The sequence below is a fragment of the Azospirillum griseum genome (genome assembly GCF_003966125.1).
Taxonomy (GTDB): Bacteria; Pseudomonadota; Alphaproteobacteria; order Azospirillales; family Azospirillaceae; genus Azospirillum; species Azospirillum griseum.
In genome coordinates this window covers 193,165-213,320 of record NZ_RXMA01000003.1, presented here as the reverse complement: position 1 = coordinate 213,320, position 20,156 = coordinate 193,165, and the positions used below count along the sequence as shown (strand labels likewise).

Sequence of the window (20,156 nt, the reverse complement as noted above, 5' to 3'; positions counted from 1 at the left end):
TGCGGCTTCTTCACCCCCACTTTCCCCACCCCGTGATGCGACAAGGCCCGATGCCCGAGGTCGTTCCGTTTGCCGCCGCCCGCGCGGCGCTGGTCGCCCGCCTGACCGAACAGCTTCCGCCCGCCACCGAATGGGCGGGGCGCCTGATGCTGATGCCCGACGGCCGCCGGGTGGAGCCAATGCCCGCGCTTGCCGCAGCGGCCACGCTGCGCGCCTTCCGCGCCGGTCTGGACCACGCCATCGGGGCCGCCCCCTGTTCGGTCGGCGGCGTCTGGGTGTCGCGGGAGGATTGCCTGGATTGGGATGGGCTGCTGGCCCCGCTGGCGGTGGCCGCCGCCTATGTGGTGGGCCGCAACCAGGGCCGGGATTGCTTGACCGCCGAGCTGTTCCGCTGCAAGGCCGCGCTGTCAGGCTGGGGCGTGCGCGGGCTGCGCGCCGACGCCACGGTGGCCCGCGCCGCCGGACACGCGGTGATCGCCGTCAGCCGCCGCCCGGACGATCAGGAGATCGTGTTGGACCGGGTGATGGACACCTTCGCCTTTGCCATGCAGAGCCTGGGCGAACCGACGGTCGGGTCCGGCGACCTCGACCGCCGTCTGGTCCGCCGGGCCGCGCCGATGCGGCGCTGACGGCCCCCCAGCGCCGGAAAGCCGCCCTCAGACCCGTTCTGATTCCGGGGCCGGTTCCGGGATCAGGCCATCGCGGATGGCAAAGCCATAGCGCCCCTCCTCCAGGGCGGTGACGTCGTAATGCAGCGCCTTGTCGACGCTGTTGTCGGCGTGGAAGGTCAGGACGCGCGGCTTCAGCGTCGCCACCTCCGTCGGCTGGCAATACCAGGACGCGGCGACGATCACCTCGTCCCCCGGCTGGCAACTGCGCGCCGCCGACCCGTTCAGCACGCAGGCGCGCGAGCCGCGTTCGCCATAAATCACATAGGTGCTGATGCGGGTGCCGGAGTTCTTGTTCCAGATCTCCACGAACTCCAGCGGCACGATGCCGACCGCTTCGCAATGCTCAGGATCGAGCGTGATCGACCCCTGGTAATTCAAATTGGCGTCCGTCACCCGCAGGCAATGCAGCTTCGCCCGTACCACCTTAATCATCGACGCCTCCCCCGAATCGTCCGTGACCATACCGTCTGTGGTCGAAAGGGTGTGTTTGTAGCGCCCATGGTGGAAAGGGCAAGCGATGTTTGTGCGGCGCAACACAAACCCGTCTCCCCCGCCAAACCGCCTATGGAGTCCCGGCCCGCGATGGTCCGGCGGCGGGCAAAAAGACGGGTCCGGCGCGGGGGAGCGACGGACCCGTTGCAGTCGGGAGGAGTGACGCGACCATCCCCAGACAGACAGGGGGACGAGGACAGCCGACGTCTTCGGATGGACCGCTGGCCATCCGAACCGGGATCACCATCGCCCGCCGGACCATCGGTTCCGGTTGAGACGACGGCGAATTGTCGATAAATTGCCAAGCAAGATTGCGGATTCACCCCCGAAACCATGCGTCTTTCGCTGGCGATCGGTGGCTTGACGAAAGAAAACCACCCGATGAACGCTCAACCGATCGTGTCGTCCTCCCATCTGGTGTCGGACCAGGGCAGCGAGACCAGCGAGTTCGAATATGGCTTGATCGTCGCCGGGAACGCCTTTCACCGCTGGGTGGTGCGCTGCATGACGGCGGCGGGCCTGCCGGAGCTGTCGGCGTTGGAGGTGTTGCTTCTGCACAGCGTCACCCACCGCGCCCGCGACAAGAGTCTGGCCGACATCAGCTTTGTCCTGAACATCGAAGACACCCACATCGTGAATTACGCCCTGAAGAAGCTGCACCGGCTGGGGTTGGTCGAACGCGGCAAGCGCGGCAAGGAAGTGACTTACCGCCCGTCGGACGACGGTCGGCAGGCGGTGGAGCGCTACCGCAGCATCCGCGAGGACTGCCTGTTGCGCTCGCTGGAGGCGCTGGGAACCGTCGATCACAAGCAGATCGGTGAGGCCGCCAACCTGCTGCGCGCGCTGTCGGGCATCTACGACCAGGCCGCGCGGGCCGCCACCTCGCTCTGACGGTTCATTCGACCGCGCGCACCGTCACACCGGCGGCCTCCAGCGCGCTGCGCACCGCCGCCGCCATCGCCACCGCCGTCGGCGTGTCGCCATGGACGCAAATGGTGTCGGCGACGATGGGCAGGCGTTTGCCGTGGCGGCTCGTCACCGCGCCATCCAGCACCATCCGCACCACCCGCTCCGCCGCCAACTGCGGCACATGGATGACCGATCCGGCGATCTTGCGCGGGGTCAGGGTCCCGTCATCCTCATAGGTGCGGTCGGCGAACGCCTCGCGCACCACCCGCAACCCCACCGCGTCCCCCGCCCGGTCCATGGCGCTGAGCGGCGGGACCACGAACAGCAGCGCCGGATCGACCGCCTTGACCGCGCGGGCGATGGCCTGGGCCATGTCCGCATCCACCGCCGCCATGTTGTAGAGCGCCCCGTGCGGCTTGACATGGGTGACGCGGTGGCCGGACAGCGCGGCGCAGGCCTGCAACGCGCCGATCTGGTAGGCAACCATGCGCTCGATGCTGGCCGGGCTGTCGCCCTGGATGTTGCGGCGGCCAAAGCCGAGGATGTCGTTGAAACCGGGATGCGCGCCAATGCGCACGCCCTTCTCAAACGCCAACCGCGCCGTGTCCGCCATGATCGACGGGTCGCCCGCGTGAAAGCCGCAGGCGATGTTGGCCGAGGTGACGATGTCGAGCATCGCCCGGTCGTCGCCCATCGCCCAGGCCCCGAAGCCCTCGCCCATGTCGCAATTCAGATCAATGCTCGGCATTTCTTCACCCTCCCCCCTCATGTCCCTGCCGGACCATCACTCCCACCCGGTGATGGCCCCACCGATCAGGTTGAATCCCAGCAGCCGTTCGCTGTCATACAGGGCAAAGCCACCCGCCGCGCGCAACAGGCCGGGCAGCCCGTCCATCACCGCCCGGTGCTGGGCGTGGATGGCCTGCGCCTCCGCCACCGTGACGGCGCGGAAGCGGAAGCGGTCGCCCGGCTTCTTCTGCGCCAGCGCGGCCACGTCGGGGCCAATCACGCAAGCGATCTTGGGATAGCCGCCGGTGGTCTGGCGGTCGGCCAGCAGAACGATCGGCTGCCCGGTTCCCGGCACCTGCACCGCCCCCAGCGGAATGCCGTCCGACGTGATGTTGAAGCCGCGCGCGTGCTCGATCACCGGGCCGGTCAGGCGGTAGCCCATGCGGTCGGCCTCGTGGCTGACGCTGTATTCCCCACCAAGAAAGGCGGCGATCCCCGCCGGGGTGAAAGCGTCGTCCTGCGGCCCCAGCACCACGCGGATGACCTCCCCGCGCGGCGGCAGCAGGGACGGGTCGAGCGTGGATTCGCCCCGGTCCACCGCCGCCGCCAGCCGCAGGGGGATGCGGTCGCCCGCCTTCAGCGCGCCGCCGTGCAACCCGCCCAGACGGCTGCGGCTGTGGGTGGCGACGCTCCCCAGGACGGGGTCCAGGGCCATCCCCCCTTCCACCGCCCAACAGCCGCGCACCCCGTCGCGCAAAGCGCCGATGCGCAGCGTCTCGCCATCGCGCAAACGCAGGCTGGTCCAGGATGAGACCGGCTGGTCATCGACGAACAGCGGGGCGTCGCCCGCCACCGCCAGCCGCACCGGCCCGCCTTCCACCGTCAACGTGTCGCCCATCATGGTGAATTCCACCACCCCGGCGTCGGCGGGGTTGCCAACCAGGGCGTTGGCGGCGGCGTGCAACAGAGGATCGGCGGCCCCGGCCACCGACACGCCATAGCGCTGATAGCCGAAGCGCCCGCGATCCTGCACGGTGGAGCTGGGTCCGGCGGCGACGACGCGCAGATGGGTGGTCATGCCTCGGCTCCCTCGGTCACGGTTTCCTGATCGGGCAACAGGCCGTCGCGCGCGGCCAGACGGTCGTATTCGGCCACCGAAATCGACGAAAAGCGGATGCGGTCGCCCGGTGCCAGCAGAAAGGGCTGCGCCCGCCGCAACTCAAAGGTCTTGATCGGCGTCCGCCCCAGCAGATGCCAGCCGCTGGGCATGGCGATGGGCGAAATCGCCGCCTGTTCCCCGCCCTGCATGACGCTGCCCGCCGGCGTCATCATGCGTGGGTTTTCCCGGCGCGGCTGGTGCAGCGCCTCGGGCAGACCGCCGAGATAGGCGAAGCCCGGCGAGAAGCCCAGCATGTAGACCCGGTAATCGGCGGCGCAATGCAGCGCCACCACCTCGTCCGTGGACAGCCCGGCGCGGCGGGCCACGTCGTCCAGATCCTCGCCATGCGCGCCGCCGAAGCAGACCGGCACGATCCAGCGCCGTTGCGGTTCGCGGCTGGCCCGCGCCAGATCCCGCGCCAGATCAAGCAGGGCGGGGCCAAGCCGGTCGGGGTTGGTCTGCCCCGGATCATACTGCACCAGGACGGAACGATAGGTCGGGACCGTTTCCACCACCCCCGGCAACCCGGCGTCGGCGATGCGGCGGTCCAGCCGGTGGACGGCGGCGTTCAGCGCGGGGGCGATGCCCTCGCCCAATTCGACGATCAGCGCGCCGTCACCGGCAACGAGCAGGCGCGGCGACAGGCTGGGCGGCGACGGTGATGTCACGCTCATGGTCGGTCTCGGGGAACGGGAAATGAAAGATCGGGTCGAGGGGGCGGTGGAGCCGGTGAAACCCGGCCCCACCCGCACCCGGCACGGGTCAGCGCGCGAACTTGTCCAAAATCTGCTGATAGCTGCCGTTGGCCTTCATCGCCGCCACCCCGGCATCGAAATCGGCGCGCAGTTTGGCGGTGTCACGCGCCTTGGTGAAGGCGATGTAGCTGGGGATGCTCTGCACCTCCGGCGTCAGTTCCTTCACCTGATCCAGGGCACCCTGTTGCTTGAGGAAATACTGCGCGACGTAGCGGTTGCTGGGCATCACGTCGTACCGGCCCGACAGCAGCTTTTTCACGTTGCTGTCGCTGTCGTTCGACTTCTCGACGCTGGCCAGCACGCCGCTTTTGATCGCCTCGTCGATCACCGATCCATAGCTGATCTGGTTGACGACGCCGATCTTGGCCTTGCCCAGCTTGGTCAGGTCGCCGTCAAAGGTGATGGTCGAGTCCTTGGTGACGAAGAAGGACACCACCTGCGGGACCAGCACCTCGGTGGAGTAGTTCAGGAACTGCTCGCGCTCCGGCGTCTTGTAGGCGGTGAAGATGGCATCGGCCCCGCCCTCCTTCACCGTGTCGAGCGCGCGCGCCCAGGGCATGATCTCCACCGAAATGGTGTGACCGGCCTTCTTCATCGCTTCGGTGACGATTTCATAGGCGATGCCCGCCGGTTTGCCGCCGTCGTCGTAGATCAGCGGCGGAAAGCTGAGCGCCACCATCCGCAGCGCGTCGGCCGAGGCGGGCAGCGCAGCGAACACGCCGATGGACAGGACGGTGGTGGCGAGGATTCGGGCCTTGATGCTGTGGGACATGGAAGAAGCCTCCGCTGTTCGGGGAAGAGGGGTGGTCATTGTTGTCGCATCCCCTCTTCTGCGGAGGGGCCGGTTGGTCACGGCGAGGCCGTGCGAATTAGAGCACAGAGAGATGGGTGTTGAGCAAGTCAGTGATGAGCATAGTGCCGGGGCTGTGGGTGATGGCGATGGGCGGGCGCGCGGTGCGGATCGCGACCTGCGGCGTCACCCCGCAGGCCCAGAACACCGGGACCTCGCCCGGCTCCACCGGCACCGCCTCGCCATGCTCGGGCTTGGTGATGTCGCGGATGCCGATGGCCGCCGGATCGCCGAAATGCACCGGCGCACCGTGGACCGAGGGAAAGCGCGAGGTGATCTGGATCGCCCGGATGGCGTCGCGCGGCGCCATCGGCCGCATCGACACCACCATCTTGCCAGCGAAGCGCCCGGCCGGAACGCAGTCGATGTTGGTTTCGTACATCGGCACGTTGCGGTTCATCGCGATGTGGCGCACCGGCACGCCATCGGCCAACAACGCCTCTTCAAAGGAGAAGGAGCAGCCGATCAGGAAGCTGACGAAATCCCCCTGCCACAGGTCGCGGATGTCGGTCGGCTCCTCGGTCAGCACGCCGTCGCGGTAGACGCGGTAGCGCGGCACGTCGGTGCGGATGTCGATGCCGGTCCCCAGCGTCGGCAAGGCCGGATCGCCCACCTCCGACACCGCCAGCAGCGGGCAGGGCTTCGGGTTGGCCTGGCAGAAGCGCAGGAAATCCCCCGCCCAGTCGGCGGGCAGAATGGCGAGATTCGCCTGAACATGCCCACGCGCCAGCCCGGCGGTTTGCCCGGCGTAGGCACCCGAACGGATGCGGAGGCGTTCAGCGGCGGCGGAGAGTGCGGTCATGGCTGGGGTTCCGTTTGGAAGGGGGCCTGTAGTCCCCTCTCCCACCCATGGGAGTGGGGAGAGAAGGGGGGAAACACACGATGGTGCGACGACCTCACATGCCCAGATAGGCTTGGCGGACCTCGTCGTTGCCGAGCAGATCGGCACCGCTGCCCTCCATCACCACCCGGCCGGTCTGGATGACGTAACCACGGTCGGCGATTTCGAGCGCGCGGTGGATGTTCTGCTCGACCAGCAGGATGGAGATGCCACGCTGGCGGATCTGCTGGATCGTCTCGAAAATGCGCGTCACCAGCTTCGGCGCGACGCCCCAGGAGGGTTCATCGAGCATCAGCAGGTCGGGTTGGCTCATCAGCCCCCGGCACATGGCGAGCATCTGCTGTTCGCCGCCCGACAGCGTGCCCGCCTGCTGCTTGCGCCGCTCGCCCAGCACCGTGAAGGTGTCGTAGGCGAACTGCATGGTTTCCTGGCGCTTGTGCGGGTCGTTGGTGGTGAAACCGCCCAGCATCAGGTTCTGTTCCACGGTCAGGCGCGGGAACAGCCGACGCCCCTCCGGGACCAGCACCAGCCCCCGTTTCACCCGGTCATGGGCGGGGACGCTGGACAGGTTCTGCCCCTTCAGCGTGATCGACCCGCCATCGAGCGCGTTCAATCCGGCGATGGCGCGCAGCGTGGTGGATTTGCCGTTGCCGTTGCCGCCGACGATGGCGACGATCTCGCCCTGCTTCAGCGTCAGGCTGACGTCGCGGATGGCGGGGACGCGGCGGTAGCTGGATTGGATGTTGCGGACCTCAAGCATGGTCTCACTCCCCCAGATAGGCGGCGATCACGGCCGGATTCTCGGCGATCTCCGCCGGGGTTCCGTCGGCGATCTTCGCCCCGTAATCCAGAACCAGCATGCGATGGGCGATGGGCATGATGCCTTCCATCACATGCTCGACGATGATGCTGGCGATGCCGCGCTGGTGGATGCGCACCACCAGTTGCGAGGCTTCGCGGACCTCGGTCTGGTTCAGACCGGCCATCACCTCGTCCAGCAGGATCAGCTTGGGGTCGGTGGCCAGCGCCCGGGCGACCTCCAACCGCTTCTGTTCCGACACCGTCAGGCTCGACGCCGGGGTTTCGGCCCGGTGCGACAGGCCAACGAAGGCCAGTTCCTGTTCGGCGCGGTGACGGGCATCGGCCACACGCTTGGTGCGCAGCATCGCCCCGACCATCACGTTTTCCAGCGCCGTCATCGAATGGAAGATGCGGACGATCTGGAAGGTGCGGGCGATGCCCAGTTCCGCCGCCGCTTCCGGCGTGGTCCCGGTGATGTCGTGGCCTTCGAAGGCGATGCGCCCGGTGGTCGGGGTGTGGAACCCGGCCAGACAGTTGAACAGCGTCGTCTTGCCCGCCCCGTTGGGACCGATCAGGCCGACGATTTCGGCGTGGTGGATGATGAAGCTGATGTCGCGGTTGGCGACCAGACCGTCGAACGCCTTGCCCAGGCCATCCACGGCCAAGAGAGGGGGAGTGTTCATCAGCGCGTCTCCGACGTCTTGCCCGCGCCGGGCAGATGGCGGCGCAGATCCTGCAACAGACCCATGACACCCGCCGGGCTGAACACGGCGACCAGGATGATCATCATCGCGTAGATGATCATGTCGGTCCCCGACCCGGTGCTGCCGAACAGGGTGCGGCTGTATTCCTCGATGGTGATGAGGATGACGGCCCCCAGGACCGGCCCCATCAGCGTGCCGACCCCGCCCAGGATGGCGACCAGCGCGATCTTGATCGAAATGGCCCCGACAAAGACCGAACCCGGATCAATGAACATTTCCTTCTGGGCGTAGAAGCTGCCACCCACCGCCGTCAGGAAGGCCGACACGCTGAGCGCGATCAGCTTGTAGCGGGTCAGGCTGACGCCCAGGGCGCGGGCCGCTTCCGGCTCGTCCTTGATGGCGCGGAAATAATAGCCGATGTGGCTGCGCTCGATGGCCCAGGCCACCAGGACCGTCACCACCAGCAGGCCGAGGATGATGTAGTAGTAGGGCAGCTTGGACAGGAAGACCATGGCGGCCAGACCGCTGCGGTCGAGCGGCAGGGACAGGCCGACCGCGCCTTCCAGGAACTCGCTGTTCGTCACCAGGATTTGCACGATCTCGGCCACCGCGATGGTCGCCATCGCGAAATAGTGACCCTTCAGGCGGAAGCAGGGCCAGCCCATCACCAGGGCGAAGACCACCGCCAGCAGGCCACCGGCCAGCATGCCGATCCAGGGCGACAGCCCCAGCGACAGGGCCAGCATGGTCGAGCAGTAGGCCCCGATGCCGTAGAACACGGCGTGCCCCAGGGAGACCTGACCGGCGTAGCCGCCGACGATGTTCCAGGCCACGCCCAACTGCGCGCCCATCAGGATCAGGATGAAGAAGTTCAGCCGCGCCGGATCGGTGATGCCCAGCGGCAGGAGAAGGGCGAAGGCGAGGAGAGCAACCGCTCCCAGGGCCTTGCGCGGATCAAGGACGGTTCGGTTCGACATCACGCTTTCCCCATCAGGCCCTTCGGGCGCACCAGCAGCACGATCAGCAGCAGCGACAGCACGATGGCGGTCTTGTATTCCGGGCCGATCAGGAAGCCGCCCAGCACCTCGATCAGGCCGACGATGATGCCGGCGAGAAAGGCCCCGGTGACGCTGCCGAACCCGCCCAGCACCACGACCACGAAGGCGATCAGGATGAAGTTCGAGCCGACCTCGGGAAAGATCGGGAAGAAGGTGGCGATCAGGCCACCGGCCAGACCGGCGCAGGCCGCACCGATGCCCCAGGCCAGGGCGAACATCTTCTGACCGTCGATGCCCATCAGGGTCGCGGCCTCGCGGTCAATCGCCGTGGCCTCCAGCGCGGTGCCGAGACGGGTGCGGTGCAGGAAGAACCACAGGGCACCGGTGACGCCCACCGCCCCCAACGCCGCGATCACCTGCGGCAGACCGAACTGCACCGGCCCCAGGGCGATGTTGCCGCTGACCAGCGAATCGGGGATGAGCCGATGGTCGGGCTTCCAGAAGAATTGCGCCAGACCGCGCAGCAGGATCATCAGGCCGAAGGTCGCGAAAATCTGCGAGAGCATCGGCGCTTTCAACACCCGGCGGATGACCGTCTGATAGACGACGATGCCGACCCCGAACAGCAGCACCGCCGTGATGGGCAGCGCGATCACCGGATCGACGTGGAACAGGGTGAAGGCCCAGAAGCTGGCGTACATGCCCAGCATGAGAAATTCGCCATGGGCGAAATTGACGATGTCCATCACGCCGTAGATCAGCGTCAGGCCAACCGCGACCAGGGCGTAGATCAGCCCGATCAGCAGGCCCGAAACGAGCACTTGGAGAAGAATGTCGGCGGTCATTGCCGCGCCCCCATGAAACAGGGTGGGCCGTAGGGCGTGCGTGCGTGCGTCCTGCCCCGATCCGTGCCCCCTCTCCCCAACAGGGGGAGAGGGGGTGTGGTGCGTTCGGTCAGGCAGGGTCGCAGCCGCGACAGCCCCGCTTGTGTGTCAGAACAGGATCAGCGCTTGTCCCAGGCGGGCATCGGGAAGACGATGGGCTTGGTCGCCACCTCCGTCGGCCACACGGTGACGTATTGGCCGCCCTGGACCTGGACGATGATGCCCTGGCCCAACTCGTTCTGGCCGCTGGCGTCGAACTTGATGCCCTTCCATGGCATGATCAGGCCGCTGCCGGGGATGTTGGTCTCTTGCAGGGCCTTGCGGATGTCCTCCGGCTTGGTCGACCCGGCGCGGTTGAGCGCGTCGGCCAGCACGGCGATGCCGGTGAAGGAGCGGGCCGAGTTGCCGTTGAAGTTCACGCCCGACCGCTCGCGCATCAGGTCGTTGACCTTCTTGATCAGCGGGTTGCGTTCGGCCTGGTCCAGCGCCCAGACCTCGCGGCTGATGATGTATTCGCCGTCCTTGCCCAGCGTCTTCAGGAATTCGCTGTCGTTGAACCCGGCGTCGTTGGCCAGCAGCATGCTGGGCGAGAAGCCCAACTCCTTGTAGGTCTTCATCGACAGGATGGCGTCGCCGAGATAGGAGCTTTGCATGATGACCGCCGGGTTGGCGGCCTTCAGGCGCTGCACTTCCGACGTCATCTGCGTGGTCTTGGCCGGGTAGATGATCTTTTCGGCGATCTTGAACTTGCGCTCGTCCGACAGCCGGACCTGAAGCTTGGTCGTCTCGTTGCCCCACAGGGTGTTCTCGTTGAACAGGCCCAGCGTGCGCAGCTCCTTGCCGGTCTTCTTCTCCATATCCTCCAGGAAGGTGAAGAAGTTGGTCACGAACAGATCGTCGTGCGGCGTGGTGCGGAAGAACCATTTGAAATTGCGCTGGGTCAGCGAGGCCGACGAGGATTCCGCGTTCAGGAAGGGAACGCCGTAGCGTTCGGCCACCTGGCTGGCCGTGGCGGTGACGTTGGAGAAATAGGCCCCGGTCAGCGCCACCACCTTTTCGCTGGTGATCAGGCGTTCGGCCTCGGTGGCCCCCACCTGCGGGTTGCCCTGGTGATCGCCGAAGATCAGCTTGATCTTGGCCCCTTTCAGGCCGGGCAGACCGGCGGCGACGGTCAGCCCGTCGGGGGCGGCGATCTCCTTGTTGACCATCGCGGCGGCCAGCTCGGCGGCGGCCTTCAGCTCCACGCCGGTGGAGGCGGCGGCCCCGGTCAACGGATAGATGACGCCGATGCGGATCTCATCCTCCGCCCGCGCGCCGCTGCTGCCGAACATCACACCGGTCAGCGCGGTGGTGGCCATCAGGGCCGCCGTCGCCACGAACCGCGTGATCACCTGCCGACGGGTGGCGGACCGCTGCCCTTTGGCCTTCCCAACCATGAACCGCATCGTGAAATCTCCTCTGTTCTGTGCCGTCATTGGCCGTCGCGTCAGCCTTGTCGGCTGAATTGATTGTGCGCTTGGGTTGATGATGACACGAACAGTACTGATGCCGTCCAATCGTTTATTGTGATCCGAATTGATCACGGATTTTTATCAATCTGTCGAATCGCCAGCCATCGCTCCATAGTCCGTTGCCACCTCGACCGCGAGTTGCGCGACGATGGCGGCCATGTGGTTGTCGTGGTTGGCCGGGTAGGCGGCGGAAAAGGACAGGTCTGGCAGGGCCGCTTGCGAGCGGATCAGGCGCAACCGTCCGTCGGCCAACTCGCGCTGGACGATGGCGATCGGAATCACGCTGACGCCCACCGAATCCAGCGTCATCCGCACCACGCTGGCGAGCGAGCTGTTGCCGAACATCCGCACCGGCAGGCCAATCGATGAAAACAGTTCGCGGATCACGCCATAAGGCTGGGTGGTGCGCGAAAAGGTGATGATGGGAAAGGCCGCCAGTTCGGCCAGCGACACCGGTTCCGACGGCAGCGCCAGCGACGGGCTGACCACCCAGCCCAAGGGGTAGCTGCCGACCGGCACGGTTTTGAACCGGATGTCGGTATAGGACCCCAGCATCACCGCCACGTCGATCTCGTGGCGCAACAGCGCCTCGCGCAGGCTGGGGGAGGTTTCAACCTCGATCTCCAGCGACACGGCGGGGTAGAGCGCGTTCAGCCGCTCAATCAGGCGGCTGAGCCAGGTGTGGACCACGGTTTCCGCCACCCCCAGCCGGATCACCCCCCGGATGGCCCGGCGGTCGGCCACCGCGTCGAGCAGTTCGGCGCGCAGCGCCATCATCCGCTCGGCGTAGGACAGCAGGACCATCGCCTGCGGGGTGGGAGCCACCCGCCGCCCGACCCGTTCGAACAGCAGCACGCCCAACTCGTCCTGAAGCTGGGCGATGCGGGCGGAAATCGCGGGCTGGGTGGTGTTCAACCGCTCCGCCGCCTTGCGAAAGCCCCCCAACCGCATGGTCCAAATGAAGGTTTCCAGCGTCTTGAGATCCAGCATCGCCCGCCCTTCCCGATCCGGTGAAACCGTCGCGTCACTCCGCGTCGAACGCGTGCAGTTCGGCTTCCACCACCGCCAGCCGCGTCCGCAAACGGTCGCGCTCCTCCAGCAAGGCGGTGCGCCGATCCACCGGTGCGGGGGTGCTGGTCTGGCGCAGGTCGCGCTTGAAGCGGACGATCTCCGGGCGGGTCACGTCGGGGCGGATCAGGTTGCGCTGATCGGCCAGGCGAAGCTGTTCGGTGGTCAGCGTCGCCAACTGGTAGACGGTGGCGTAGCTGGGCGGCAGCTTGGCCCCGGGCAAACGGCCGCTGTCCACCGCCTCGGCCACCATGCGCAGCTGGTAGGCGACCTGATAGCCGAAGGGCAGTTCGTTTTCGACCATCGCCTGAAACTCGCCGTGCGGCAGCCGGTTGCGGGCCTGCACCAGATAGCGCCCGATCAGCAGGAATTTTTCCTGGGCGCTGCGCCACAGCGTGGCGATTTCCTGGACGAACTCCTCCCGCCGCAGCAGGTCGAGCGGCGCTTCGGCCATCCGCTCGATCCGTTCATCGACGGCGATGTGACGGCGCGCCTGGGCCTTGGACACCTGCTTGAAGCCGCTCATTGCCCCAACTCCAGCTCGTGACGGACGAAAGCCCAGACTCCGGCGAGATGCTCCACACCCTTGCCGCCCTTCAACTCCAACAGCCCCAACCCGCGCCCGGCGGTGAACTGGATGTCTTCGTAGTCCGGCACCTCGACCGGGCAGATCCGGCCATCGCCCAGCAGCTTGCGCTGCGCCTCGGTGAACCCGCGCGTGCGCGGCTTGACCCGGTTCATGACGAAGGCGGCGTTCTTGCCATAGCGTCGGACAAAACGCATCCAGGGCCGCACGGAATCCAGATCATCGTCCGACTGGCCGGTCGGGACCACAATCAGGTCGGAGGACAGCGCCAACAGCTTGAACTCTTCCGGGTGATCCTCAATCGACGGCGGGGTGTCGATCACCAACAGGTCGAACCCGGCGATTCCCTCCAGCGCCGCGCGGATGTCGGCGGGCGTCATCCCCGCTTCGAAATGGGTGATCGGGGCCATGCCGTCCGGGCGTTTGGCGTACCATTTGGTCAGGCTGCGTTGCGGATCCAGATCCAGCGTCGCCACCGAACAGCCGTCCAACGCCGCCGCGACCGCGATGTTGCGGCTCAAGGTGGTTTTGCCGACGCCCCCCTTCGGGCCGTTGACCAACAGCCGTTTCAACGGCGCGCGCCCGTCCATCATGGTCCATCCTGTGTGGTGTGTGTCCGCTTTGGCCCGGCCGACCGTGCCCATCCTTGTGATAGCAGAGTGGCTGCGCGGGGCAAAGTTAAGACATGTCTTAGCTTTGACTGGATGGCCCGGCACACCGCTCACCCCGGCATCCGCCGCAACGCCCCGGTGAAGTCGCGCACAGGCGACGGTTCGGCCAGCGCCCCAACCGGACGCCCGGCGCGGACGATGGCGCGCAGGCGATCGGCCAAGGCCCGTTCCGATGCGCACGCCTCCTCGCACAACGCCCGCATTTCGGCGATGCTGGGCCGCCATTTCCGGGTGCGCCGCCAGACCCGCGCGGCCTGATCGATCGCCCAGGATGGAAACTCGCCCAAATCGTCGGCCCAGTCCATCGCGAGCAATTGCTCCACCTCCGGGCTGGTCGCCTTGGCCGGGTAATGGCTGAGAAGCGCCAGAATGCGCCCCAGCAAATGGTTGGGAGCGGCTGGGGCGAGGATGTCAGCCTCCAGATCGTCCAACACCCGCCGGGCCAGTTCGGCGTCGCGCGGGGTGATGCCATCCGGTGGCGTCCACATCTCATCCAAACCGGCAAAGCCATCATCGGTGAACCGGCTGTGCCGTTCGATCCTTCCGCTGTCCAGCGCCGCACGCAGTGGTGCGGGCAAAGCCTCGGTCAGGGTCTGGCGACGCAACCCGGCGGGTTGTGCCGGGTCGAACGGCAAAGTGACGGTGGAGATGACCGCGCTGCGGGCCGTGGTCGGGTGCAACGGATGCAGGTTGCTCATGCGCGTGTTCCGGATGAGGGGGACGACACGGCGGACAGACGGGCGGCGACGCTGGACCACGCGTTCAACCGCTGTTCGACCGAGTCGGTCCGGACGGTTGCGGCGGCGGCGGGAGGACGGGGTGGCCCGTTCCTGGTGATGGTTTGAGCGGCGGCGGTGGTCCGACCGGCAAAATCCTGCAACAACCACGACCGCCACGCCGCGCCAACGTCCTTGTAACGGTAGCCATGGGCTTGGCAGCGTTGACGGAACAGTTCCGCGTGGCGGTCCAGATCGACGTCAGGGAAGCGCGTCGCCGCCCAAGCCCGATCCCCGGCGGAGGGCGACCAATGGTCCGAAACCCCGTGACGGTCGTTCTGCCCCTCTGCTGTTGATCCATCCGTCACAGGCGTGCGTTCGGAGAGCGAGTCTGGAATCTGTTTTGTTTGAAGCTGTTCGTGACTCAGCGATGAACAGGGGGCGTTCAACCATGAGTCAAGGGGTGTCGGCTTGTGAATCAGGGCGTCTCCCGGGGAAACGCTGGCCGACGGCTCATTGGCCTCGTCCGCCGACAGGCGCAGGCGATAACGGCAGCTCAGACGCCCACCGTTGGCGGCGTTGCGGTGTTCGACCGTAACCAACCCCATGGCTTCCAACCGACCGATCAGGCGATTGACGGTTGGGCGGCTTCGTTTCAGCTTGGCCGCCAGAGTGGTTTGCGATGGCCAGCACACCCCGGCCTCGTCGGCGTAGGTGCTGAGCGCCGCCAACACCGCCAGCCCATCGGCGTCCAGATCGGGATGGTCGAGCCACCAGGCCGGAATCCGGCCCCACCGCTGTCCGTTGTCCGTTGCGGCTTTGGCGGTGGCGGTCTGTGGCGCGCGCGTGGGGGGGAATGGCTGTTGGTTGGGCATGATGGGGTGACATCTCCACCGCTGAACAGGGAACACATTGGCGGCGAGGATTTGAAGGGGATGCGGGGAAAGTCGAATCGCGGGCAACCGCTCCATGACGCGACAGCCCGCACCCCCGACGCCACAGCCCGCGACGGTGGAGCGATGGCTTGCGATCATGGAGTCACAGCCCGCGATGGCCGCCCGAATCGGGTTTCTGGTGTCTTTGGTCGCGAACATGGAGCGTTGACTCGCGATTCCGACGCGGGAGTCCTGGAGCCATTGCTCGCGATTCCCCGCCGTGACTTGCGCGCTGCCGGTATCGGTCCTGACAAGGGGGATGGAAGGGGCGAGTCGCCTTCGCTCTGGACCAGTCAAAACCGCTCTTGGCCTGTCTTTTTTCTGTCACTCATCGCAACTCCCGCTTTGATCGTTGCGAATGATGGGGTGGCCCAGCGGTTCTCTGGCGCGTTTGCTCGCGATTCGCGATTCGCGGTTGTGGCTGGAGCCTTTGCCCGCGATTTCCCTGATGCGGACTCGATTCGCCCGGACCGTCGTGGAATCGCGAGCTGTGGCTTTATGGTCGCGAGGCGCTGCTCCATCATCGCGGGGCAACGCGTCACACGCGCGGGCTGCCGCTCCATGGTGGTGAGGGGGGATTCGGTCGCTTTTGTTGCACCCGGCGGCGGCGCGCGCCATGCTGGGTTTCGACCCTCTGGAGATGACGATGTCCAAAACGGCCCCGAGCAGCGCGGCCCAGCTCATCCTGTTTGAGCTGGAAGACCGTTCGCAATCGCATTTGATCGCGCTGTACGATCTGGCCCCGCGCTTTGTCTTCGTGTCGCGTGACAACGACACCAAGGACAAGGGGGAAATCGTCACCAAGGACAGCTTCATCAAGTCGGTCCGCCGGGAATTCTCCTTCCGGGGCCGCAATTACCGCCTGACTGTGCAACCCGCCCGTATTGATCGGCCCAGCGCCCAGCGCAAGGACGACCGCGCGCCGGGCGCGCCGCCGGATCTGGTCGAAGTGGAGATTTTTCCGTCCGAACGCGAACAGGTGGTGGAACAGGTCGTCCGCCGCCTCGCCATGGACCGTTCGCGCCTGTCGCTGACCGGGGAGAACCGCGACAAGGTGCAGATGCGCTTCAGCCTGTACGAGATTCAGCGCGAATTGCGCGCGGTGAATCACACCTTGTCGATCCAGGACATCCGCGAATCGCTGACCATTCTGGCGCGGTCGCGCATCATCATCTCCACCGGCCCCGCGCCGGAGCCGGGCAAGAAGAGCCGGGGGCAGAATTTGTTGGAATCGACCGCTTTTCCGGTGCTGGCGATTCGCTCGCGTCCGGATCTGGTCGATGAGGATGGCGGGGTCGAAGAAACCTATCTGGAGTTCAACCCCCTTGTTTCCGCCGCCATCCGCGATCTGGAGTTCAAGCCGATCTCCTACGCCTGGCTGATGAAGCTGAAATCCCCGGTGTCGCGCTGGCTCTACAACCGCCTGTCGATCGAATGCGACAGCGCGGAGGACGAGGCCAAGCCGGTGGCGATCAGCGCCGACGAAATCATCAAGAACAGCGGCATGAACGAATGGTCGCGCCGCCGCGACACGCTGCGCGTCGTCACCGCCGCCGTGGACGCGCTGGTGGACGAGGGCATCCTTGATCAGGCCGACAAGGAATACACCAAGGTCGGCAAACGCATCGACGCCATTGATTACCTGCTGACGCCGTCGGCCAAGTTCCTCGATCAGGTCCGCAACGGCCGTCGGGTCCAGCGCACCAACATCGACGCGCTGAAGGCCATCGTCGGCAACGCCATGCGTCCCGACGGCTTCGTCCCGGTCAAGACGGTGGACGCCGCCGATCTGCGCAGCAAGCGCAACAAGCGCCTGAGCGCCGCCGCCCAGATGGCCGCCCAAGTGTCGCTGCCGCTCAACGACGAGTGAGCGGGGCGACGAGGGAACCGGGCGTCGCTGCTCAGGATCCGGCGTTGGTCGGGTCCTCGCCGGGGGCGGTCACATAGGCGCGCACCCGTTGGCCGATCAGCAGCGACCCGGCATCATGCAAGGTCAGCACGGTTTCCACCGTGCGGATGTCCTGGCGGGCGGTGGGATCGCCGGACGGGGCGGGAACGCCGAACACGGATCCAACCCGTTTGACGGTGGCGGGCAACCGCACCGACTCATCGGATTCCAGCACGATGGTGGCGGGCCGACCAACGGACACCCGGCCCAGGAACGGTTCCTCCAGATCGCAGCGGGCGATGCGCGGCCCGTCGGGAACCAGTTGAAACAGCTCCGTCACCGTTTGCACCGTCACCCCATCGCCAGGGCGGGCGCGCCGCTTGACGATGGTTCCATCGACCGGGGCGCGGATCACCCGCGCCTCGATCTCAAAGGCCGCCTCCGCCGCCCGCTTCCCCGCCGCCGTGGCGGTGGCGATGGCCGTGGCCAATTGGGTGCGGCGGGCTTCCATCTCCGTGTCGGCCTCTTCGCGCAGGCGTTGGCTGAAGGCGGCGGCCCCGCCCTCGTGACGCCGCCGCGCCTCCCGTTCCGCCGCCGCCAGACGCACCCGCTCGGTGGCGACGGCGCTGCGCGCCTGCTCCCATTCGGCCTCGGTGACGGCGGCGCGCAACTCGGCCTGGCGGGAATCGATGCGGGCCAGGCTTTGGCCGGTGCGGACGCGGTCGCCCTCCTCCACCGCCACCTCGCGGATCAGCCCCTCGCGTTGGGCGGCGAGCCGGATCACCCCGCCTTCCACGTCGATGCGGCAGCGGGCGATGGCGGCCGGGCCGACGAAGGCCACCGGGCTGGCCCCGGCCGGCTCAACCGGGTCGCAGCCCGCCAGCAACGGCGACAGCAGACCGAGCAGCAGGGCGGCGGACCGGGCGGTGTTCGGGCGAATGGTCTTTGGGCGGGCGATCAAAGAGGGGCCGATCAGAGGGGCGCGCATGCAACATCACCATGGGCGGGCAAAGGGAAAGGGTGGGGCGAGGCCGGGCGCTCGTCGGATTGAATGCGCCCGTCCTCCATGGTCAGAACCCGGTCGGCGAAACCGATCAGCCGGGGATCGTGGGACACGCAGACCACCGTGGCCCCGTCGTCGTGGGCGCAGCGCCGCAGCAGGTCGCCCACGGTCTGGCCGTTGCGCTTGTCCAGCGCGCTGGTGGGTTCGTCGGCGAACAGCAGGCGGGGGGCTTTGGCCAGCGCGCGGGCGATGGCGACCCGCTGCTTTTCCCCGCCCGACAGCGCGCTGGGGCGCAGATGGGCGCGCGCCTCCAGCCCGACCCGGGCCAACGCCTCGGCGGCCCGCGCCCGCGCCTGGGCGGGCGGCAGGCGCAGATAGCCCAGCGGCAGCAGCACCTGTTCCAGGGCCGTCAGGGCGGGGAACAGGTTGAAGCCCTGGAAAACGAAGCCGACGCGGTCCAGGCGGAAGCGGTCGAGCGCGGCCGCGCTGAGCGTGGCCAGATCGGTGCCGTTCACCGTCACCCGCCCGCCGTCCGGTTGCGACAGGCCGCTGAGCAGCGCCAGCAAGGTGCTTTTGCCGCAGCCCGAGGGTCCGACGACGACCGTCAGCTCGCCCGGCGTCACCGACAGCGACAGGCCGGTCAGCACCGGGGTGACGACCGGGCCGGTGGAAAAGGATTTGGTCAGGGCGTGGGCCGTGATCGGCCAGCCGTTTGCGGTCATTGTTGGTGTGTCCCATCAACGCAGAAGCAGAACCGGGTCGGCGTGGCGCAGTTGGCGCAGGGCGAACAGGCTGGACGCCAGGGCGACGGTGAGAACCACCGCGACGGTGGCCAGAACCAGCCCGCCATCGACGCGCACCGGCACCCGTTGGGCGTGGGCCAGCCACAGCAACCCCGCCCCCAGCGCCGCCGCCAGCAGCAGGCCGCCAAAGGCCAGCCACAGCGCTTGCGCCAGCACGATGCGGCGCAGATCGCCGACCGACACCCCCAGCGCGCGCAAGGTGGCGTATTCGCGGATGGAACCGGCGATGGCCGCCGACAGGGTTTGGCTGGTGATGACGATGCCGACCAGCAAGGCCACCGCCGACCCGAAGGCGACGCTGACCCCCATGCCCGATTCGAACATCCAATAAGTCACGGTGCGCTCGGCGAAATCCGGCGCGGTCCAGATCTCGAAGGGACGGCCCGTGGCCAGATGCTGCAACTCCCGCTGCACCGTCTCGGCGTCGTGGCCCGGGTGCAGGCTGACGACGAAATAGGCGACGTCGTCGCCGTCGGCCGCGCTTCCCAGCGTGGCGGCGGTTTCCAGCGAGGCGATGACGTTGACGCCGCCGATGGCCCGCATCCCTTCGGTGACGCCCACCACGCGGACGCGGCGTCCGCCGATCTCGCCGCTGTCGCCCACCGTCACCCCCAGCTTGCCCAGGTCGGCGGCGTCCACCAGGATCGACCCCGGTTCCATCAGGCGTTGCCGCTGCGCGGGCGTCACCGCGCGGGCCAGAACGCCGCTGCCGGGACGGGTGTCGATGCCGGTCAGGATGACGGACACGCCGCCGCGATCCCCCTTGGGCGCGCGCCAGTCGCCGCCGGTCCATTGCAGCCGCTCGACGCGGGCGACCGCCGGATGCCGGTGGAGGAACACCTCCGCCCCGGCCCGGATCGGCCGCCCGGTGTCGATGGTCTGGGTGCCGGGAAAGCCGACCCACAGATCGCCGGTGGACGCGGTGATGTAGAGCGAGATGGTGGAAAACAGGCCGACCAGCAACGCGACCTGGACCAGCACCAGCAAACCGGAAAAGGCGATGGCCAGGGCGGCGGGCAGGAAGCGTTGCCAGTCGTGCAGCAGCGTGCGGCGGGCAAGGGGGACAAGCATGATGGCGGGCAATCGGGAAAGAGACGGGGCGGGCGGATCGGGGGGATCGGGTGCGCCGGTCAGCGCGTCGATCCTCCCCACTCTGCCCGCCCTGCATTGCCGCAAGCTTGC

At 67.3% G+C, this 20,156-nt stretch carries 22 protein-coding genes; 3 read left to right on the top strand and 19 right to left on the bottom strand.

Going from position 1 to position 20,156, the window contains the following annotated elements:
• Positions 1–50: 50 nt before the first annotated feature.
• Positions 51–629, top strand: coding sequence for a hypothetical protein (locus tag EJ903_RS05415; RefSeq protein ID WP_126612876.1), 579 nt, complete (start codon positions 51–53; stop codon positions 627–629).
• A 27-nt stretch (positions 630–656) separates the two neighbouring features.
• On the opposite strand, the gene panD is transcribed toward EJ903_RS05415, so the two are convergent.
• Positions 657–1,103: an aspartate 1-decarboxylase gene (panD, locus tag EJ903_RS05410; protein ID WP_126612874.1), complete on the bottom strand. Its 447-nt coding sequence runs from the start codon at positions 1,101–1,103 to the stop codon at positions 657–659.
• A gap of 441 nt (positions 1,104–1,544) precedes the next feature.
• Here panD and EJ903_RS05405 point away from each other — a divergent pair, with 441 nt between their 5' ends.
• Positions 1,545–2,054: a winged helix DNA-binding protein gene (locus tag EJ903_RS05405; protein WP_126612872.1), complete on the top strand. Its 510-nt coding sequence runs from the start codon at positions 1,545–1,547 to the stop codon at positions 2,052–2,054.
• 4 nt (positions 2,055–2,058) lie between these two features.
• On the opposite strand, the gene EJ903_RS05400 is transcribed toward EJ903_RS05405, so the two are convergent.
• The 15 genes from EJ903_RS05400 to EJ903_RS05330 all read right to left on the bottom strand — a co-directional run bounded on the left by EJ903_RS05400 (position 2,059) and on the right by EJ903_RS05330 (position 15,220).
• Entirely contained in the window at positions 2,059–2,820 is a 762-nt protein-coding gene (locus EJ903_RS05400) for a LamB/YcsF family protein (RefSeq protein WP_126612870.1), read from the bottom strand.
• A 36-nt stretch (positions 2,821–2,856) separates the two neighbouring features.
• Entirely contained in the window at positions 2,857–3,879 is a 1,023-nt protein-coding gene (locus tag EJ903_RS05395) for a 5-oxoprolinase subunit C family protein (RefSeq protein WP_126612868.1), read from the bottom strand.
• Positions 3,876–4,634: a 5-oxoprolinase subunit PxpB gene (pxpB, locus tag EJ903_RS05390; RefSeq protein WP_126612866.1), complete on the bottom strand. Its 759-nt coding sequence runs from the start codon at positions 4,632–4,634 to the stop codon at positions 3,876–3,878. Before pxpB ends, EJ903_RS05395 begins: the two co-directional genes overlap by 4 nt.
• A gap of 88 nt (positions 4,635–4,722) precedes the next feature.
• Positions 4,723–5,487, bottom strand: a complete 765-nt coding sequence (locus EJ903_RS05385; RefSeq protein WP_158627878.1) for a substrate-binding periplasmic protein — start codon at positions 5,485–5,487, stop codon at positions 4,723–4,725.
• Between the two features lie 97 nt (positions 5,488–5,584).
• Positions 5,585–6,367, bottom strand: coding sequence for a putative hydro-lyase (locus EJ903_RS05380; RefSeq protein ID WP_126612863.1), 783 nt, complete (start codon positions 6,365–6,367; stop codon positions 5,585–5,587).
• A gap of 94 nt (positions 6,368–6,461) precedes the next feature.
• Positions 6,462–7,166, bottom strand: coding sequence for an ABC transporter ATP-binding protein (locus EJ903_RS05375; RefSeq protein WP_126612862.1), 705 nt, complete (start codon positions 7,164–7,166; stop codon positions 6,462–6,464).
• A gap of 4 nt (positions 7,167–7,170) precedes the next feature.
• The gene (locus tag EJ903_RS05370) at positions 7,171–7,890 is read right to left on the bottom strand and encodes an ABC transporter ATP-binding protein (protein WP_126612860.1); all 720 of its coding nucleotides are present in this window, start codon (positions 7,888–7,890) and stop codon (positions 7,171–7,173) included.
• Positions 7,890–8,888, bottom strand: coding sequence for a branched-chain amino acid ABC transporter permease (locus EJ903_RS05365; protein WP_126612858.1), 999 nt, complete (start codon positions 8,886–8,888; stop codon positions 7,890–7,892). Before EJ903_RS05365 ends, EJ903_RS05370 begins: the two co-directional genes overlap by 1 nt.
• Positions 8,888–9,754 carry a branched-chain amino acid ABC transporter permease gene (locus EJ903_RS05360; RefSeq protein ID WP_126612856.1) on the bottom strand — a complete coding sequence of 289 codons (867 nt, stop codon included), beginning with the start codon at positions 9,752–9,754 and terminating at the stop codon, positions 8,888–8,890. Before EJ903_RS05360 ends, EJ903_RS05365 begins: the two co-directional genes overlap by 1 nt.
• A 158-nt stretch (positions 9,755–9,912) precedes the next feature.
• Positions 9,913–11,238, bottom strand: coding sequence for an ABC transporter substrate-binding protein (locus EJ903_RS05355; RefSeq protein ID WP_210211380.1), 1,326 nt, complete (start codon positions 11,236–11,238; stop codon positions 9,913–9,915).
• A gap of 147 nt (positions 11,239–11,385) precedes the next feature.
• The gene (locus EJ903_RS05350) at positions 11,386–12,294 is read right to left on the bottom strand and encodes a LysR family transcriptional regulator (protein ID WP_126612855.1); all 909 of its coding nucleotides are present in this window, start codon (positions 12,292–12,294) and stop codon (positions 11,386–11,388) included.
• A gap of 34 nt (positions 12,295–12,328) precedes the next feature.
• Positions 12,329–12,898, bottom strand: a complete 570-nt coding sequence (locus EJ903_RS05345) for a hypothetical protein (RefSeq protein WP_126612853.1) — start codon at positions 12,896–12,898, stop codon at positions 12,329–12,331.
• The gene (locus EJ903_RS05340; RefSeq protein WP_126612851.1) at positions 12,895–13,551 is read right to left on the bottom strand and encodes a ParA family protein; all 657 of its coding nucleotides are present in this window, start codon (positions 13,549–13,551) and stop codon (positions 12,895–12,897) included. The genes EJ903_RS05345 and EJ903_RS05340 overlap by 4 nt, the downstream gene beginning before the upstream one ends.
• A 128-nt stretch (positions 13,552–13,679) precedes the next feature.
• Positions 13,680–14,327 carry a hypothetical protein gene (locus EJ903_RS05335; RefSeq protein ID WP_210211379.1) on the bottom strand — a complete coding sequence of 216 codons (648 nt, stop codon included), beginning with the start codon at positions 14,325–14,327 and terminating at the stop codon, positions 13,680–13,682.
• Positions 14,324–15,220: a helix-turn-helix domain-containing protein gene (locus tag EJ903_RS05330; RefSeq protein WP_126612849.1), complete on the bottom strand. Its 897-nt coding sequence runs from the start codon at positions 15,218–15,220 to the stop codon at positions 14,324–14,326. The genes EJ903_RS05335 and EJ903_RS05330 overlap by 4 nt, the downstream gene beginning before the upstream one ends.
• A gap of 706 nt (positions 15,221–15,926) precedes the next feature.
• Here EJ903_RS05330 and EJ903_RS05325 point away from each other — a divergent pair.
• Positions 15,927–17,150: a plasmid replication protein gene (locus tag EJ903_RS05325; RefSeq protein WP_126612847.1), complete on the top strand. Its 1,224-nt coding sequence runs from the start codon at positions 15,927–15,929 to the stop codon at positions 17,148–17,150.
• A 31-nt stretch (positions 17,151–17,181) separates the two neighbouring features.
• On the opposite strand, the gene EJ903_RS05320 is transcribed toward EJ903_RS05325, so the two are convergent.
• Genes EJ903_RS05320 through EJ903_RS05310 form a run of 3 tightly spaced genes read right to left on the bottom strand, consistent with a single transcriptional unit; the run spans position 17,182 to position 20,045 of the window.
• Positions 17,182–18,156, bottom strand: a complete 975-nt coding sequence (locus EJ903_RS05320) for an HlyD family secretion protein (protein WP_126612845.1) — start codon at positions 18,154–18,156, stop codon at positions 17,182–17,184.
• Positions 18,141–18,893 (bottom strand): ABC transporter ATP-binding protein, encoded by a 753-nt coding sequence (locus tag EJ903_RS05315; RefSeq protein WP_126612843.1) that lies wholly within the window; start codon positions 18,891–18,893, stop codon positions 18,141–18,143. The genes EJ903_RS05320 and EJ903_RS05315 overlap by 16 nt, the downstream gene beginning before the upstream one ends.
• A 15-nt stretch (positions 18,894–18,908) precedes the next feature.
• Entirely contained in the window at positions 18,909–20,045 is a 1,137-nt protein-coding gene (locus tag EJ903_RS05310; protein ID WP_126612841.1) for an ABC transporter permease, read from the bottom strand.
• Positions 20,046–20,156: the final 111 nt, after the last annotated feature.